Raw genomic sequence first — 15814 nt, 5'->3', positions numbered from 1 at the left:
GGAGTTTTCCATGACCAAGACCATGAAAGCCGCGGTCGTCCGCGAATTCGGCAAACCGCTCGTAATCGAGGAAGTCGCGGTGCCCACGCCGGGCCCCGGCCAGATACTTGTCAAGATCGCCGCGACCGGCGTGTGCCATACCGACCTGCACGCCGCCGAAGGCGACTGGCCGGTCAAGCCGAAGCCGCCCTTCATTCCGGGCCATGAAGGTGTCGGCCACGTCGTCGGCGTCGGTGCCGGCGTTACCCATATCAAGGAAGGCGACCGCGTCGGCGTACCGTGGCTGTACACCGCCTGCGGCCATTGCAAGCACTGCCTGGGCGGCTGGGAAACGCTGTGCGACCAGCAGCAGAACACCGGCTATTCGGTGAACGGCAGCTTCGCCGAGTATGTGGTGGCCGATCCCAACTACGTCGGCCATCTGCCGGACAATGTGTCGTTCGTGGACATTGCGCCTATTCTCTGCGCCGGCGTGACCGTCTATAAGGGCCTGAAAGTCACCGACACCAAGCCGGACGACTGGGTCGTGATTTCCGGCATAGGCGGCCTGGGGCATCTGGCGGTGCAATATGCCAAGGCCATGGGGCTGAACGTGCTGGCCGTCGATATCGACGATGCCAAGTTGGACCTGGCCAAGGACCTGGGCGCCGCGCTCACCGTCAATGCGCGGAGCACGGACCCGGTGGCGTTCGTGAAGCGCGAAATCGGCGGCGCGCAAGGCGTGCTGGTGACCGCCGTATCGCCGAAGGCTTTCGAGCAAAGCCTGGGCATGGTGGGCCGCGGCGGCACCGTGTCGTTGAACGGCCTGCCCCCCGGCAACTTCCCCTTGTCGATCTTCGATACCGTGCTCAACGGGATCACCGTGCGGGGGTCCATCGTCGGCACGCGGCTCGATCTGCAGGAAGCGCTGAATTTCGCCGGCGAAGGCAAGGTCAAGGCCACGATCGCCACCGACTCGCTGGAAAACATCAACGGAATCTTTTCGCGTATGCATCATGGCGACATACAGGGCCGCATCGTGATCGATTTTCAGAAGTAGCTTCGCCGATCGGCCCTGCGAGTTCAGCAATTTCACCTTTTTTCAACGCGCTGGCGGATAGCCTTACGGGCGAACCGCGTCAGCGCGGGTCAGCGGCGGCGCGTCCGCAACGCCGCGAAGGCCGGAAATCAGGGAAATGGCTACGACCGACTCGCAAGCGCCGATCGCGCTGATACTTTCAACCCGCCTGGGCGATTCATTGTTCATGATGACGATTGCCCACAATTTGCGACGATCGCGCAGGCGTGTGGTCGTGTACGGCGACCATGGCGGCGCACTGGCGGAGTGGTTTCCCGGCTTCGACATCCGGCCATTGGCGGCAGCGAAAGAACCGGCGGCGCTGGACGATTACGGCGCCATCATCCAGATGTCGCTCGACGAACCCATGACCGGCCTGGCGGAACGCCGGGCCAACTTCCTGGTCATCAAATCCCTGCCGCAGCAGACGGCGGACGAGGGATCGGACAATCCGGGCGGCCCATGCAACGGCATCATGGCCACGTTCCGGCATTTCACGCGGACGCTATTCGGCCTGGACGACTGGACGCACGACAACGGCCTGCGCGCGCCCGCCGGGCTGCGGCACCGGCTGCACGGGCGCCGCGTCATCCTCCATCCGACATCCAGCGAACCCGAGCGCTGCTGGCGGCCGGACCAGTATGTCGCCTTGGCGACGGCGCTGCGCCAACGCGGCTTCGATCCCGTGTTCGTACTCGCGCCGCGGGAACGCCCGGCATGGCAGGCCCTGCTTGCGCCGCACGGGCTGGCCATCCTGGACGCGCCTGACCTGGCCCACACGGCCAGGGCCATCCATGAATCCGGCTGGTTCATCGGCACCGACTCAGGCATCGGCCATCTGGCGTCGGCCTGCGGCATTCCGACGGTAACCATCGTCGATCGTCCGCGGAATATGGACCGCTGGCGGCCGATGTGGGCGCCGGGGCTGATCGTGCGTCCGTGGTGGCTGCCCCTGCGCAGCATGCGCCGCGCTTACTGGCGCGAGGCCACCACCGTCGGCAGGACGTTACGTGCCTTCGACACGCTGCGCCGACGCGTCGAAAACGCAGCGCCCGCGCAGCCCGGGCTCACGCGTGTGGCCCCCTCTACTTCAACGATCGACAGGCCGGCGTAATCGCCGCCGGCGCCTCAGTCGACTTCTTCGTCCGGATCCACCCACATATCGGTGATGCGACCGGCGGCGTCCATCAGGATGGTTACCCTACCCGGGTCGCGATCGACGGGCACCGGACCCGCCGCCACCCTCAGCTTGCGCCCGATCAGGTCGCCCAGCAGGAAGGTGACGACTTGGGAATGAATGGATATCGGCAGACTGCCCAGGTCCGTCCTGGACACCTGGCCGCTCTGGCACGGCCATGGGAAATCAGCTTCGTGATGGTCGCCATTGGTGCGGATTGCTGTTGCCTGGCTCATTGCGCGCTCCCTGGATAACGCCCGCCCCACGGACGGGTTCGATGGCGCAAGTTTCCGGGCCGCCGCCCATCGAAGATAGAGCGTCGCTTGTCCTAGCCCGTTGGCGGGACACGGCTTGCTCTACTGCTTCCGGCGCAAGCCAAAACGGTTAAGATCGGTCGCCATGAGCCTATTCGACCGTCCCGCCGCCGCGGCCCGAGCCGCCCTCATTGCCGCCTGTTTCCTGGCCGCGCCCGCCGTCCACGCCGATCCCGCGTACGACGGCTATCGCGAGGGAACCTATCTGCGCTTCCTGAACGCGCCCGAAGGCGGCCAGCCACGGTCCGTGCCACCCACGCTGGGCCTGTCGTTCGGCGGAGCGTCCGTGCAGGCGGTCATGGACACGGGATCGACGGGTATCGTGGTGGCTGCCTCCACGATTCCCAATGTGGATCAGTTGCAGACGCTGGGCGCCGGCACGCTGAGCTATTCCAGCTCCGGCCGCATCATGCGCGGGCGCTGGGTAGTGGCCACCGCGACCATCCGCGGCGCCAACGGCGCCAGCGTCACGACGCGGCCGCTGCCCGTGCTGGCGATAGACCGCATCGATTGCTTCCGCGATGCGCGGGACTGCCAGCCGGAGGAGCATCCGCGCCACGTCGCGATGATAGGCATAGGCTACTCGCGCGAAGCGGATCACCAGTCGCAGAGCACGCCCGACAAGAACCCCTTTCTGAACCTGCCCGGGATGGGTGATGCCGAACGGCAGGGCCGCGTGCGGCGCGGCTATGTCGTGACGCGCGAGGGCGTGCACGTCGGCCTGACGCCGGCCAATACGCGTGGCGAGTACCGTTACATCAAACTGGCGAAGCGAGCCGATGGACGCGACTGGGCGCCTTTGGGCGCCTGCATCGCCCTGGACCGCGACACGCCGGCCTGCGGCACCGCGCTGATCGATACCGGGGTATCGGCGATGTACCTGACGGTGCCGCCGGAGCGCCAGGCCGGACATCTGGGCGGAACGGACGGCCGCACGCTGTTGCCCGGCACGCGGGTGACGATCAGTTTCGGCACGGACGCCACCCCGCGGTCGCCCCGCTACGCCTTCGCCGCCGGCGACGCGCGCGAGCCGGCGGCGCCGTCACGCATCATTCTGGTGGAAGGCGCGAATCGCCCCACGTTCGTCAACACCAGCGTGCACGCGCTGAACGTGTTCGACTATCTGTTCGATGCCGACGGCGGCTACGTCGGCTTTCGGCGCGTGGCGCATTGATTACACATCCCGCGCGGCGGCGCGCTCGCCGTCCACCAGCGTCCAAAGCACCATCTTCCTGCCGATAACCGCGGATTCGCCGCGCGCCCTGCGCTGGCATTCGGACGGGATGGCGGCAACCGTGCAATCCACGTCGGGAGACATGGACGGCGCGAGCGGTACCGGCGGCGTGGCTGCCATGGCGTTGGCCATCGTGTCCTGATTCGCATGGACAACCAGATCCGCGCCGCCTGCCGTGGATAGGCTCAGCACCATACGGACGGCCTTGCCGACCCAGCCGCCGACATCGGCCGCGGCTGCCCGCCGCGACCGCGCGACGCCCGATTGCCAGGAGGCGGGATGTCCAGTGGTCATGCATGGCCGCGGGCCGCCGTGGGCGGCCGGTTCCGGCTCATACGCCGCGAAGACGTGGACTGAGGCGCCGGCGGGTCCGGCGACGGGAGCGTCATCGTCGTCGAATCGGGCGGGTGCACCGGCTCCATGCGGGTACTGCGTCGATGCCAGTCGCGATGTTGTCGCCATGAAGTACTGTCCGGGGGGGTTGGTGGGAATGCCGGCATGCGTGTATTCGCACCGGCTGGCGTTCCACCCCCGCAAGGCCTTTCACGCCTTGTTTTCTTCCGCGGCTACCGCGGCGCCTTGCGCTTCGTCATCGGTCTGTTCGGCCGTACCGCCCTGCCCGGCTTCCGGTTTCACGGATTTGCCGGCGTGCCGCTTGGCGGCCGCCTGCTTGGCTTCCTGCGAGTCGAAACGATGGGCCTTGCCCATGGCGTGAGCAGCGCGGCCCCCCTGTGCCGCGATCCCTCGCAGCAGCTCCGGGTCCATGGCCGCGAAACCCCGTGGTTTGCGTCCTGCTTTACGTTCGTCAGTCATCATGCGCCCCCCTAGGTGAGTAGCGCGAATACTGGCAACACGCGTGCCCAGGGGGCTCGACGACGCCGGCTCCCTCGGGTTACGTGGGGAGCATACTGTCATGTCCGCTTGAATCTTCTTAAGGATCGGCACCGCTTACCGCCGTTGTAGCGCTTACGGCACGGTCGGGCAGCGCGCGACGCGAACCCAGGCAAAGGGCGACGCCGAACGACCGGCGGACCGAGCGCTCCTACGCAAGAGGCGCATTTTTGCGCGGGATAGTTACTTAATATGTATTTCGGTGCGGTACCTGCACGCTAGTTTTCACCTGTAAACATCCTGATTTCAGGACATAAAGCAAAATCCGCACGTTATAACCGTGGCAGCTCCGTTACACTCTGTGACGGGAGTGGATGTGCGATGCAGCAGTGCGATGCTACTTTTTCGGCGGGTCGACGGGCTGTTTTGTGCAGCTGGTACGTCGTGGACCCGCACACGAGCTTTGAGGCCACCGCGTACGCTGTGGCCTCTTTTTTGTGCGGCTCCTGCACCGATCCGGGCTAGTGCAGCTTCACACGCGGATGCGTGCGCCGCGTAAGCAGGCGCGCCAGCGCCAGCGATACGGTGCGGGAAAACCCGAGCACGGTGCGGTGATGCAGCAGGTGCAGGCTGGCGTACATCCACCGGGCGATCATGCCGCTGACGAAGAAGCCGCGTCCCAGCAGCGCCCCCATCAGGCTGCCTACCCCGCGCTCGCGCCCCAGGGCGACCAGCGAACCGCGGTCCTTGTAGACGAAATCGCCGGCCGGCTCGGGCTTGCCGGCGATGCGTGCGCTCAGACGGCGTCGCAGATAGCTGGCTTCCTGATGGGCCGCCTGGGCTCGCGCCGGCACGATCCTGCCGTCCGCCCGCGGAGCGGCCGCGCAATCCCCGAACGCCAGGATGTTCGGATCCTCGGTCTGCAGGCGGGCAGTGACTTCCAACTGCCCCACCCGGTTGCGCGGCAGGTCCAGCGTGCCGAGCACATCAGGCCCCTTGATGCCCGCGGCCCACATGCATAGATCGGCGGGAAGGGCGCGGCCGTCCCGGGTGTGCACGGTATCGGCCGTGACCTCCGAGACCAGGCACCCGCTTTCGATGGCGATGCCGAGGCTTTCCAGGCGGCGTTGGGCGGCACGCGATAGTTTTTCGGGCAGCGCGGCGAGGATGCGCGGCGCGCCTTCGATGATGCGGATGGCAAGATCCTTGCGCGGATCGAAATTGGACAAGCCGTAGGCCGCGACCAGCCGGCTGGCCTCCTGCAGTTCGGCCGCCAGCTCCACGCCCGTGGCGCCGCCGCCGACGATGGCGATATGCAGCCTGGCCTGCGGATTGTGCGCCTTGGCCTGGTCGACCTTGACCATGGCCTGCAGCATGGTCAGGCGGAACTGTTCGGCCGACTCCGGCGTGTCCAGGGTAATCGCGTGCTCGCGGGCGCCCGGCGTGCCGAAGAAATTCGAGGTGCTGCCCACCGCGATGACCAGGGTGTCGTAGGGAATCTCGCGCTCCGGCAGCAGCGATTCACCGCTGGGACCGGGAATGGCCCCGACCCGCACGACGCGACGCGCCCGGTCCACGCCCAGCATCGGCCCGAGCACGAAATTGAAATGTGACAGGTTGGCCAGCATCAGGTACGACAGCCCTTCCTGCTGCACATCGACCGTACCCGCGGCCGCTTCGTGCAGCGTGGGCTTCCAGATGTGCAGCATATGGCTGTCGATGAGAGTGACGTGCTGCCGGCCATGCTTGCGGCCCAGCTCCGTCGCCAGCTCCAGGCCGCCGGCGCCGCCGCCGACGATGACGACGCGGTGCGGGAGTTTGGCCTGCTCACGCGCGGGGACTTCGGTATTGCCTGCTCCTGCTTGCTCGGACTGCGCGTGCTCGCGCAGCAGTACGGGGTTTTGAGGCATAGGGACACCTTGACGCAGCGGCCGCCCGGTCCGGGCGGCGCGAAAGACGCGGCGGCCGTTCAGCCGCCGACCAAGGTTTGTGCATCAGCAAATCGTGTTCCGGAAATGGCCGCGGGGCGGCTTGCGCGCCGCCCCCGCCCTGCCTCGATCCACCCCTAATTCGCGGGAGCCGCGGCGTCGGCCGTCTGCTCCGGCTTTTTGGTGGTCTCTTCCCAGCCCCCGCCCAGCGCCTTGTACAGCGCCACGCGGTTCAACAGGGCGCCCAGTCCGGCCTGCACCAGCTGCAGCTGGGCATCGTAGTAGGTTACCTGAGCGTTCTGCACCTGCAGATAGCTGTCGACGCCACCGTTATAGCGCATGGTGGACAATTCGACGGACCGCGCCGAAGACGCTTCCAGCGCGCGCAGCGCCTGCACCTGCGTGCCATAGGTCGCCACGCCGGCCAGGGCATCCGAGACTTCCTGGAACGCCTGCTGGATGGATTTTTCGTACTGTGCCACGGCGATGTTGTCGCGCGCCTTGGCCAGATCCAGATTGGCCCGGATGGCGCCGCCGGCGAAGATCGGCGTCGTGATGGACGGCGAAAAACTCCAGAACCCGTGGCCGCCCTTGAACAGATCGTCCAGCGAAGGACTGGCCGAGCCGAGCAGGCCGGTGAGCGATATCGTCGGGAAGAAGGCCGCGCGGGCGGCGCCGATATTGGCATTGGCCGACCGCAGATTGTTTTCCGCCGACAGGATATCGGGACGGCGCTCCAGCAGATCCGAGGGCAGGCCCGCCGGAATGGCGGCCAGCACCTGGGCGTTATCGAACGGCGCCGGCGGCGGCAGGTCCGCCGGCAGCGGCGCGCCCGTCAACAGCACCAGCGCATTCACCGCCTGCGCCTGGGTGCGCGCCAGCTCGGCCAGATTGGCGGAGGCGGAATCCAGCAGCGACTTGGCCTGGTTCAGATCCAGCTCCGAAGACACCCCGCCATCGAAGCGGCGCTTAACCAGGTCATACGATGCCTGGCGCGAATCCAGCGTTTTGCGCGTCAGATCCAGCTGCACGTCGGCCGCGCGCAGGTTCAGATAGGCCTGCGCTACTTCGCCGACCAGAGATATCTGCACGCTGCGCCGCGCCTGTTCCGTGGACAGGAACTGCTGGTACGCCGCTTCCGACAGGCTGCGCAGGCGGCCGAACAGGTCGATCTCGAAGGTGGTCAACCCGAGCCCGGCCTGATACTGGCTGCTGATCGAAGGCGAATCCGGTCCGCCCGGACGCAGGCTGGGCGGCAGGCGCTGCCGCGTGCCCTGGACGCCGGCGCCGATGGTGGGATAGATCTGCCCACGCTGCACGCCCCACTGCGCGCGCGCTTCCTCGACCCGCTGCACGGCCACGCGCAAATCGCGGTTGTTCTGCAGCGACAGCGCGATCAGCGCCTGCAGGCGGGGATCGCGGAAAAACTCGCGCCAGCCGAGATCGGCCGCGGCCACATCGCCCGCGGGCAAAAGCGCCGAAGCGGGCTGGGTGCCGGCCGTCGTCGCCTTGTCGTAGCCGCTGTACACCAGCTTGGGCTGGTCCGGCCAGTCCGCCTGGATGGGCGCGGCGGGCCGTTCGTACTTGGGCGCCAGCGTGCATCCGCTGACGGCGGCCACGATCGCCATGGCCAGGGAGGTTTGCTTCAACATGAATGGCGCACGCATCATTCGCCCTTCCCTTCGGTGGCGGGAGCGGGCGGGGTGCCGTCCTGCGCCCGCTTGGCCGCCTGTTCTTCCTCGAAACGGCGCGCTTCCGCGCCCAGCAGCCGGGGCTTGGTCTTGAAGAGACCCAGCACGACCACGAAAAAGGTCGGCACGAAAATCACCGCGAACGGCGTCGCCGCCAGCATCCCGCCCAGCACGCCCAGGCCGACCGCGCGCTGGCTGGCCGCGCCGGCGCCGCTGGCGATGGCCAGCGGAATCACGCCCAGGATGAAGGCCAGCGAGGTCATCAGGATCGGCCGGAACCGCAACCGCGCGGCTTCCACCGCGGATTCATACAGCCCGTAGCCGCGCGCGTACTGGTCCTTGGCGAATTCGACGATCAGGATGGCGTTCTTCGCCGCCAGGCCGATCACGGTCACCATGCCCACCTGGAAGTACACGTCGTTGGACATGCCCAGCAGGCCGACCAGGCCGACGGCGCCCAGCATGCCCAGCGGCACCACCAGCATCACCGAGAACGGGATCGCCCAGCTTTCATACAGGGCCGCCAGCACCAGGAACACCACCAGCAGCGAGAGCCCCATCAGGATGGGCGCCTGATTGCCGGCCTCCCGTTCCTGGTAGGACAGCCCGTTCCACTCGTAGCCGAAGCCCTGCGGCAGCTGCGTCATCAGGTGTTCCATTTCCAGCATGGCCTGGCCGCTGGTATAGCCCGGCCCCGCATCGCCCGAAATACGGATCGACTCGTAGCTGTTATAGCGGACGATCTGTACCGGCCCCTGCCCCCACTTGGCGGTGACGAAGCTGGACAAGGGCACCATGCCGCCGCTGGTGTTGCGCGCATTCAGGTTCAGGATGTCTTCCACCTGCATGCGATACGGCGCATCGGCCTGCACCCAGACGTTCTGCATGCGGCCGAAGTTGGGAAACTTGTTGATCAGCGCGCTGCCCACCGCGGTCGAAATCAGCGACGCGGCTTCGTCGAAGTTGACGCCCAGCGCCGCCGCCTTCTGGCGATCGATGGTCAGGCTAAGCTGCGCGCTCGGTCCCAGGCCGGATATGCGCACCTGCGAAAGCACGGGGCTCTTCATCGCCATGCCCATCAACTGGCCCGTGGCGGCCGCCAGCGCGTCCGTACCGGCCCCGGCGCGGTCCTGCAGGCGGAAATCGAAGCCGGTGGCATTGCCCAGCGTGGAGATGGCCGGCGGCACCACGGTGAACACCATGGCGTCGTGTATCCCCATCAGCAGGTTGTTCAAAGCGCGGAACGACACCGCCTCCGCGGAATTCGCGCGGCCCTTGCGCTCGTCGAAGTCCTTCAAGGTCGTGAACGCGATAGCGGCGTTCAAGCCGTTGCCGTTGAAGCTGAAGCCCTGCACCGCGATGATGTTCTGCACCTGCGGCTGCGCCAGGAAGTACTTCTCCACCTGCTGCAGCACGTCCACCGCGCGGTTGGCGCTGGACCCGGACGGCAGTTCGATATTGCTGATCACGTAGCCCTGGTCTTCCTCGGGCAGGAAAGACGACGGCATGCGGTAGTACAGCCAACCCAGCAGCAGCACCAGCACCAGGTAGATCACCATCATCCGGCCGCCCTTGTGCAGGATGCGCGATACCCAGTTCTGGTAGGCGTGCGTACCGCTGTCGAAGCGGCGATTGAACCAGCCGAAGAACCCGCGCTTTTCCTCATGCCGGTCATGCGGCACGGGCTTGAGGATGGTCGCGCACAGGGCCGGCGTGAAGCTCAGCGCCAGGAAGGCGGAGAAGAAGATCGACACCGCCATGGCCACGGCGAACTGGCGATAGATGACCCCCACCGAACCGCCCATGAAGGCCAGCGGCAGGAACACGCTGACCAGCACCAGGGTGATGCCGGTAATGGCGCCGGTAATCTGCGGCATCGCGCGCGAGGTCGCCTCCTTGGGCGACAGGCCTTCGCTGGCCATGATCCGCTCGACGTTTTCCACCACCACGATGGCGTCGTCCACCAGGATCCCGATGGCCAGCACCATGGCGAACATGGTCAGCACGTTGATCGAGAAGCCCAGCGCCAGCATCACCGCGAAGGCGCCCATCATCGCCACCGGCACCACCAGGGCCGGAATGATGGTGTAGCGCACGTTCTGCAGGAACAGGAACATCACCAGGAACACCAGCACCATGGCTTCCAGCAGCGTCTTGACCACGTCGGAGATCGACGTCTGGACGTAGGGCGCGGTGTCGTACGGGATGTCGTACTTGATATTGGCCGGGAAGTACTTGGACAACTGCTCCATCTGCTGGCGCACGCCCTTGGCGGTGGCCAGGGCGTTGGCGTCGGGCGACAGGATGATGGCGAAGGCAGCCGTCGGCTTGCCGTTGAGGCGCGCGCCGAAGAAATAGTTATCGGCGCCGATCTCGACGCGCGCGACGTCGCGGATGCGCACCACCGAACCATCCGTATTGGCGCGCAGGACCAGATTGCCGAAGCCCTCCACCGTGGAGAGCTGGCCATTGGCGATCACCGTGGCGGTCGTGCGCTGGTCCGCCGGGTTGGGCGGGCCGCCCATATTGCCGCCGGAGATCAGCACGTTCTGCTGCGCGATCACCTGGTTCACGTCCGACATGCTCAGGTTGTAGCCGACCAGCTTTTGCGGATCGACCCAGATGCGCATGGCGCGCGGCGCCGCGAACAGCTGGAACTGGCCCACGCCCGGCACGCGCGACACGGGGTTCTTGACGTTGCGCGTGACGTAATCGGCCAGCGCGGTCTGGTCCATCGTGCCATCGGTGGACGACACCGTCACGATCATCAGGAAGCCGGTACTGGTCTGCTGGAACTGCACGCCCTGCTGCGCCACCGCGGCCGGCAACTGCGCCGTCACGTTGGCCACGCGGTTCTGCACGTCCACCTGGGCCAGGTCCGGATCGCGGCCCGGCGCGAAAGTGGCGGTAATGGTCGACTGGCCGTTCGAGTCGCTGACCGACTCGTAATACAGCAGACCCTTGGCGCCGTTCAGTTGATCCTCGATCAGGCTGGTCACCGAGTCGGCCACTTCCTTGGCCGATGCGCCGGGATAGGTGGCGGTGATCTCGATGGCCGGCGGCGCGACGTTGGGATACTGCGAAACCGGCATGTTGGGGATCGCCAGTAGCCCCGCGAGCAGGATGAACAGCGCGACCACCCAGGCAAAGATCGGTCTATCGATAAAAAATTGCGGCATGAGGGTAGACCCCGAAGACGATACTCATGATGCGGGGAAACGGCGCCCTGGCACGGCGCCGCGCCCGATTACGACTTCTGCTCGGCAGGCGGCGTGGGAGACGCCGGCTGTTGCGGCGCGGGTTGTTTGCCCGGCTGGGTTGGCGGCGCGGACGGCTGTCCACCGGCTGGCGCCTGCGGCTGGGCGCCGGCTGGCGCTTGCTGCGCGCCGCCCGCGGCGGGCCCGCTCTGTTGCTCCGGGGTCCATTGGGAAACCTTGACCGGCGCGCCAGGGCGAATCTTCTGGAAGCCTTCCACGACGACGACGTCCCCGGCCTTCAGCCCGCTGGTCACCACCCAGCGCCCATTCAGCGCATTGCCGGTGGTCACATTGACCTGGTTGACCTTGCCGTCCCTGACCAGCATCAGGCTTTGCAGGCCGTCGGGCGTGCGCTGCAGCGCCTGCTGCGGCACCAGCAAGGCCTTGTCGTCCACGCCCTGCGTCAGCCGCACGCGCACGTACATACCGGGCAGGAGGACGGTCTCCGTATTGGGGAATTCCGCGCGCAGGTTCACCTGCCCCGTCGACGGATCGACGGTAATGCCGGTGAATAGCAGCTTGCCCTTGTGCGCATACGTCGAGCCGTCTTCCAGCACGACCTCGGCCAGGGCGGCGTTCTCGCCCACCTTCTGCAGCTGGCCGGCGGCGAAGGCCTTGCGCAGCGCCGCCAGGTCGGTGGTGGATTGCGTGAAGTCGACGTAGACGGGATCGAGTTGCTGCACCAGCGCCATCTGCGTAGCGGACGAGCCTTCCACCAGCGCGCCTTCGGTCACCAGCGGCTTGCCGATGCGGCCGGTGATGGGCGACGTCACATTGGTATAGCCGAGGTTGATGGAAGCATTCTGCAGATTGGCCTTGGCCGCCGCGACAGCCGCGTCGGCCTGCCGGTAGCTGGCCACCGCGTTGTCGTATTCCTGCTTACTGACGGCATTGGCCTTGACCAGCGGCGCATAGCGGTCGGCCAGCGCCTTGGCGCTGAACAGATCCGCCTGCGACTGCTTCAATTGCGCGGCGGCCTGGTCGTATGCGGCCTTGTACGGCGCCGGATCGATCTTGAAGAGCAGGTCGTTTTCCTTGACGTCGCCGCCCTGCTGGAAAACGATCTTCTGCACGATGCCGGTGACGCGTGCGCGTATCTGCGCGTCGCGCACCGCGTCCACGCGGCCGGGCAGATCGGCCACGCTGGGCGCACGCTCGGGCTGGACGGTGATGACGCTGACCTGGGGCGGTCCGGGATTCAGTTGCGGCCGCTCGCCGCACCCCGCCAGGAGCGCCGCCGCGGCGGTGATGGTGACCAGGGGTGCTGCTACGCGCTTTGGTATAAATCGAGGCGCAAAATGCATGGAATCCTCTCGCCATCGGCATGGAACGATGCCGTCTTGAATGATGCGGGCACGAAAGACAGGTGGGCGTCCGGCGGCACAGATGGCGAAACGCAAACCATGCCCCTACCCCATTCGTCCCCCGTGGGCCGCGCTAATGTAACGCATTCAACGAATCGACACCAATTTCGTGCAATCTGTGTCGGGCGCACGCGACGCACGCCATCAGGCCGCAAAAAAGCCGGCGTTAGCCGGCTCCGAGCAAATGTTGGCCATACAGGCCGGTGGCGGGCGCCGCCTTGCGACGGCGCCGCATTTTCATCACTCAATCACGCGTCTGCAGCTCCAGTGACCGATTGATCCGCAGCGCGAGCAGCGTGCAGGCCACGCCGGATAGCAAGTACACGCTGACAGCGCCCAGGCCGAAGCGCGTGGACAGACTCAAGGCCACCACGGGCGCGAAGGCCGCGCCGAACAGCCAGGCGAAATCCGCGGTGAATGCCGCGCCCGTATAGCGGAAGCGCCGCGCGAAGTTGGAAGTCACGGTGCCCGACGCCTGGCCATAGGACAAGCCCAGCAGCACGAAGCCGATCAGGATGAAGGCGTCCTGCGCGACCGTACCGCCGTCCAGCAGCCACGGCGTGCAAAGGCTGAACACCCCGATCAGGCAGGCCAGCGTGCCCAGCGTATTGCGGCGGCCGATGTGGTCCGCGAGCCAGCCGGAAGCCATGGTGCCCAGGATGCCCAGGAGAGCGCCGATGACCTGCACGCTCAGGATGGCGTCTATGGATTGCGTGGACTGCAGCGCCAGCCAGGACAGCGGAAAGATGGTCACCAGGTGGAACAGCGCGTAGCTGGCCAGCGCCGCGAAGGCGCCCAGGAAAATGTTGTAGCCCTGCTCGCGCATCAGCGTATGGGCGGGAATGGGCTCCAGCTCGCCTTCTTCCAGCAGCCGGGTGTATTCGTGGGTGACCACCAGGCGCAGGCGGGCGAATAGGGCGACTACGTTGATGGCGAAGGCGACGTAGAAGGGGTAGCGCCAGCCCCATTCGGAAAAGTCGTCCGCGTTGAGGTTGGTGTGCAGGTACAGGAACAGGCCGCCCGCCAGCAGGAAGCCGATGGGCGCGCCCAACTGCCCCAGCATCGCGTACCAGCCGCGCCGCTCGGGCGGCGCGTTCAGGGCCAGCAGGGAAGGCAGGCCGTCCCAGGCGCCCCCCGTGGCCAGGCCCTGCAGGCAGCGAAAGACCGCAAGCAATATAATGGCGCGTTCGCCCAGGGTGGCATAGCTGGGCAGGAACGCGATACCGGCAGTGGCCGTGCCCAGCACGAATAGTGCGATGGTCAGCTTCGTCGCGCGGCCCCAACGCCTTTGCACCGCCATGAACAAGGCGGTGCCGAAGGGCCGGGCGATGAAGGCGAAGGAAAATATGACGAAGGCGGCAAGTATGCCTTCGAGCCGCGTCAAAAACGGGAAAAACACCTGCGGGAAGACGAGTACCGAGGCGATCCCGTACACGAAGAAGTCGAAATATTCGGAGGCGCGTCCTATGACGACGCCAATGGCGATTTCTCCGGGCGCGACCTTGGAGTGGTCGGCGGTGGTCAACCTTGCGTCACGCTCGAGCGTAGTCGAGGACGCATCTGGGAATGCTGCAGTCGTGGACATCTTATCTCCTCGCGATCATTGCGACCGGTTGCCCGGCCATAGCAGTCTTCGTACCCGAAGACGGCTCCCTACCGTCGCGCAGGCCTGCTGCTTACCGAAAATTGCCCTTCAACAGGCCCGGCGTGCCTTAGCATGGCACGACTTTCAGCTTGCCGCCATAGGTAGGACAAAATGTCCACTTTCCGCAGTGCGTCAAAAATTGTACATTTCGCGTGATTTTTTCTCGCAAGCTTACGCGGTGCTTACAGCTCCCCGTCAGCATTCCGCCCCAGTTCCTGTTTAGGCTTCGTCGCCCGGCATGTCATCCTCCACGTTCTCCCGCCGACTTCTCCTGCTTCCGCTGCTTGCCCTGTTCGCCCTGCTGGGCGGCTGCCAGGGCGTGGTCATGTCGCCGTCCGGCGACATTGCAGTGCAACAACGCGATCTCATCATCATCTCCACGGTGTTGATGCTGATCATCATCATCCCGGTCATCATCCTGACCCTGGTCTTCGCCTGGCGCTACCGCGCGTCCAACACCAGCGCGACCTATGATCCGGAATGGCACCACTCGACGGTGGTCGAACTGGTGGTGTGGTCGGCGCCGCTGCTGATCATCATCGCCCTGGGCGCCATCACCTGGGTGACGACGCACCGGCTGGACCCCTATCGCCCGCTGGACCGCATCGCCGAAGGCCACGAACTGCCGACCAACGTCAAACCGCTGACGGTGGAAGTCGTGGCCCTGGATTGGAAGTGGCTGTTCATCTATCCCGAGGAAGGCGTGGCCACGGTCAACGAGCTGGTGGCGCCGGTCAACCGGCCCATCACCTTCAAGATCACGTCGTCGACGATGATGAACTCGTTCTTCATCCCGGCGCTGGCGGGCCAGGTCTATGCCATGCCCGGCATGGAAACCAAGCTGCACGCCGTGATCAACAAGGCCGGCGTCTATGAAGGCTTCTCGGCCAACTACAGCGGCGCCGGTTTCTCGGACATGCGCTTCAAGTTCTACGGCATGACCAATGCCGACTTCGACAACTGGGTCCAGCAGACGCGCGACGGCGGAGGGGAACTGACCCGCCCGGTCTATCTCAAACTGGAACAGCCCAGCGAAAAAGACCCGGTGCGCCGCTATGCCAAGGTCGCGCCCGATCTGTACGACGCCATCGTCAACCGCTGCGTCGAGTCCAACCGCATGTGCATCAAGGACATGATGGCGATCGACGAGAAAGGCGGCCTGGGTACGTCCGGCACCTATAACGTCGCCAACAACGGCTCGACCCGCGTCCGCCTCGGCCTGGCCGACACGTCCGCGCGGAACTATGTCGGCGCCGTCTGCACGCCCGCCAATCCGACCGGCGCCGCCGTCCTGGACGACCGCGTACCGCTCTGAT

At 66.0% G+C, this 15814-nt stretch carries 12 protein-coding genes; 4 read left to right on the top strand and 8 right to left on the bottom strand.

Going from position 1 to position 15814, the window contains the following annotated elements; translation table 11 throughout:
- The first annotated feature begins 10 nt into the window (after positions 1-10).
- Both adhP and ACNA0R_RS22430 read left to right on the top strand, forming a co-directional pair.
- Positions 11-1039 carry an alcohol dehydrogenase AdhP gene (gene adhP / locus ACNA0R_RS22435; RefSeq protein ID WP_415828286.1) on the top strand — a complete coding sequence of 343 codons (1029 nt, stop codon included), beginning with the start codon at positions 11-13 and terminating at the stop codon, positions 1037-1039.
- A gap of 136 nt (positions 1040-1175) precedes the next feature.
- A complete protein-coding gene (locus ACNA0R_RS22430) occupies positions 1176-2171 on the top strand; it encodes a glycosyltransferase family 9 protein (protein ID WP_415828285.1) in 996 nt (331 codons plus the stop codon).
- Positions 2172-2185: 14 nt separating this feature from the next.
- Here the strand turns inward: ACNA0R_RS22430 and ACNA0R_RS22425 are convergent, their stop codons facing one another.
- Positions 2186-2470: a hypothetical protein gene (locus ACNA0R_RS22425; protein WP_415828284.1), complete on the bottom strand. Its 285-nt coding sequence runs from the start codon at positions 2468-2470 to the stop codon at positions 2186-2188.
- A 163-nt stretch (positions 2471-2633) separates the two neighbouring features.
- Here ACNA0R_RS22425 and ACNA0R_RS22420 point away from each other — a divergent pair, with 163 nt between their 5' ends.
- Complete coding sequence (locus tag ACNA0R_RS22420) at positions 2634-3722, top strand: nucleotide exchange factor GrpE (protein ID WP_415828283.1); 1089 nt, start codon at positions 2634-2636, stop codon at positions 3720-3722.
- Here the strand turns inward: ACNA0R_RS22420 and ACNA0R_RS22415 are convergent, their stop codons facing one another.
- From ACNA0R_RS22415 to ACNA0R_RS22385, 7 genes are all read right to left on the bottom strand, one after another.
- Positions 3723-4076, bottom strand: coding sequence for a hypothetical protein (locus tag ACNA0R_RS22415; RefSeq protein ID WP_415828282.1), 354 nt, complete (start codon positions 4074-4076; stop codon positions 3723-3725).
- A 249-nt stretch (positions 4077-4325) separates the two neighbouring features.
- On the bottom strand, positions 4326-4598 hold the full coding sequence (locus ACNA0R_RS22410) for a KGG domain-containing protein (RefSeq protein WP_415828281.1): 273 nt from the start codon (positions 4596-4598) through the stop codon (positions 4326-4328).
- 536 nt (positions 4599-5134) lie between these two features.
- Complete coding sequence (locus ACNA0R_RS22405; RefSeq protein ID WP_415828280.1) at positions 5135-6523, bottom strand: NAD(P)/FAD-dependent oxidoreductase; 1389 nt, start codon at positions 6521-6523, stop codon at positions 5135-5137.
- Between the two features lie 155 nt (positions 6524-6678).
- A complete protein-coding gene (locus ACNA0R_RS22400; RefSeq protein ID WP_415828279.1) occupies positions 6679-8193 on the bottom strand; it encodes an efflux transporter outer membrane subunit in 1515 nt (504 codons plus the stop codon).
- A 14-nt stretch (positions 8194-8207) separates the two neighbouring features.
- Positions 8208-11411, bottom strand: a complete 3204-nt coding sequence (locus ACNA0R_RS22395; protein WP_415828278.1) for a multidrug efflux RND transporter permease subunit — start codon at positions 11409-11411, stop codon at positions 8208-8210.
- Between the two features lie 68 nt (positions 11412-11479).
- Complete coding sequence (locus ACNA0R_RS22390) at positions 11480-12793, bottom strand: efflux RND transporter periplasmic adaptor subunit (protein WP_415828277.1); 1314 nt, start codon at positions 12791-12793, stop codon at positions 11480-11482.
- 304 nt (positions 12794-13097) lie between these two features.
- Entirely contained in the window at positions 13098-14438 is a 1341-nt protein-coding gene (locus ACNA0R_RS22385; RefSeq protein ID WP_415828276.1) for an MFS transporter, read from the bottom strand.
- Between the two features lie 298 nt (positions 14439-14736).
- On the opposite strand from ACNA0R_RS22385, the gene cyoA reads away from it, so the two are divergent.
- Positions 14737-15813 (top strand): ubiquinol oxidase subunit II, encoded by a 1077-nt coding sequence (cyoA, locus tag ACNA0R_RS22380; RefSeq protein ID WP_415828275.1) that lies wholly within the window; start codon positions 14737-14739, stop codon positions 15811-15813.
- Position 15814: the final 1 nt, after the last annotated feature.

It is taken from the genome of Bordetella sputigena (assembly GCF_965137885.1).
Taxonomy (GTDB): domain Bacteria; phylum Pseudomonadota; class Gammaproteobacteria; order Burkholderiales; family Burkholderiaceae_B; genus Bordetella_C; species Bordetella_C sputigena.
The sequence above is the reverse complement of the archived record's forward strand: the minus strand, read 5'-3'. Positions and strand labels throughout refer to the sequence as shown.

What these genes read in the sequence shown, in the direction of transcription:
- ACNA0R_RS22415 (WP_415828282.1), bottom strand. Translation starts at nt 4,076, where the DNA reads ATGACCACTGGACATCCCGCCTCCTGGCAATCGGGCGTCGCGCGGTCG.
- ACNA0R_RS22390 (WP_415828277.1), bottom strand. Translation starts at nt 12,793, where the DNA reads ATGCATTTTGCGCCTCGATTTATACCAAAGCGCGTAGCAGCACCCCTG.
- ACNA0R_RS22400 (WP_415828279.1), bottom strand. Translation starts at nt 8,193, where the DNA reads ATGTTGAAGCAAACCTCCCTGGCCATGGCGATCGTGGCCGCCGTCAGC.
- ACNA0R_RS22405 (WP_415828280.1), bottom strand. Translation starts at nt 6,523, where the DNA reads ATGCCTCAAAACCCCGTACTGCTGCGCGAGCACGCGCAGTCCGAGCAA.
- adhP (WP_415828286.1), top strand. Translation starts at nt 11, where the DNA reads ATGACCAAGACCATGAAAGCCGCGGTCGTCCGCGAATTCGGCAAACCG.
- ACNA0R_RS22420 (WP_415828283.1), top strand. Translation starts at nt 2,634, where the DNA reads ATGAGCCTATTCGACCGTCCCGCCGCCGCGGCCCGAGCCGCCCTCATT.
- cyoA (WP_415828275.1), top strand. Translation starts at nt 14,737, where the DNA reads ATGTCATCCTCCACGTTCTCCCGCCGACTTCTCCTGCTTCCGCTGCTT.
- ACNA0R_RS22395 (WP_415828278.1), bottom strand. Translation starts at nt 11,411, where the DNA reads ATGCCGCAATTTTTTATCGATAGACCGATCTTTGCCTGGGTGGTCGCG.
- ACNA0R_RS22430 (WP_415828285.1), top strand. Translation starts at nt 1,176, where the DNA reads ATGGCTACGACCGACTCGCAAGCGCCGATCGCGCTGATACTTTCAACC.
- ACNA0R_RS22385 (WP_415828276.1), bottom strand. Translation starts at nt 14,438, where the DNA reads ATGTCCACGACTGCAGCATTCCCAGATGCGTCCTCGACTACGCTCGAG.
- ACNA0R_RS22410 (WP_415828281.1), bottom strand. Translation starts at nt 4,598, where the DNA reads ATGATGACTGACGAACGTAAAGCAGGACGCAAACCACGGGGTTTCGCG.
- ACNA0R_RS22425 (WP_415828284.1), bottom strand. Translation starts at nt 2,470, where the DNA reads ATGAGCCAGGCAACAGCAATCCGCACCAATGGCGACCATCACGAAGCT.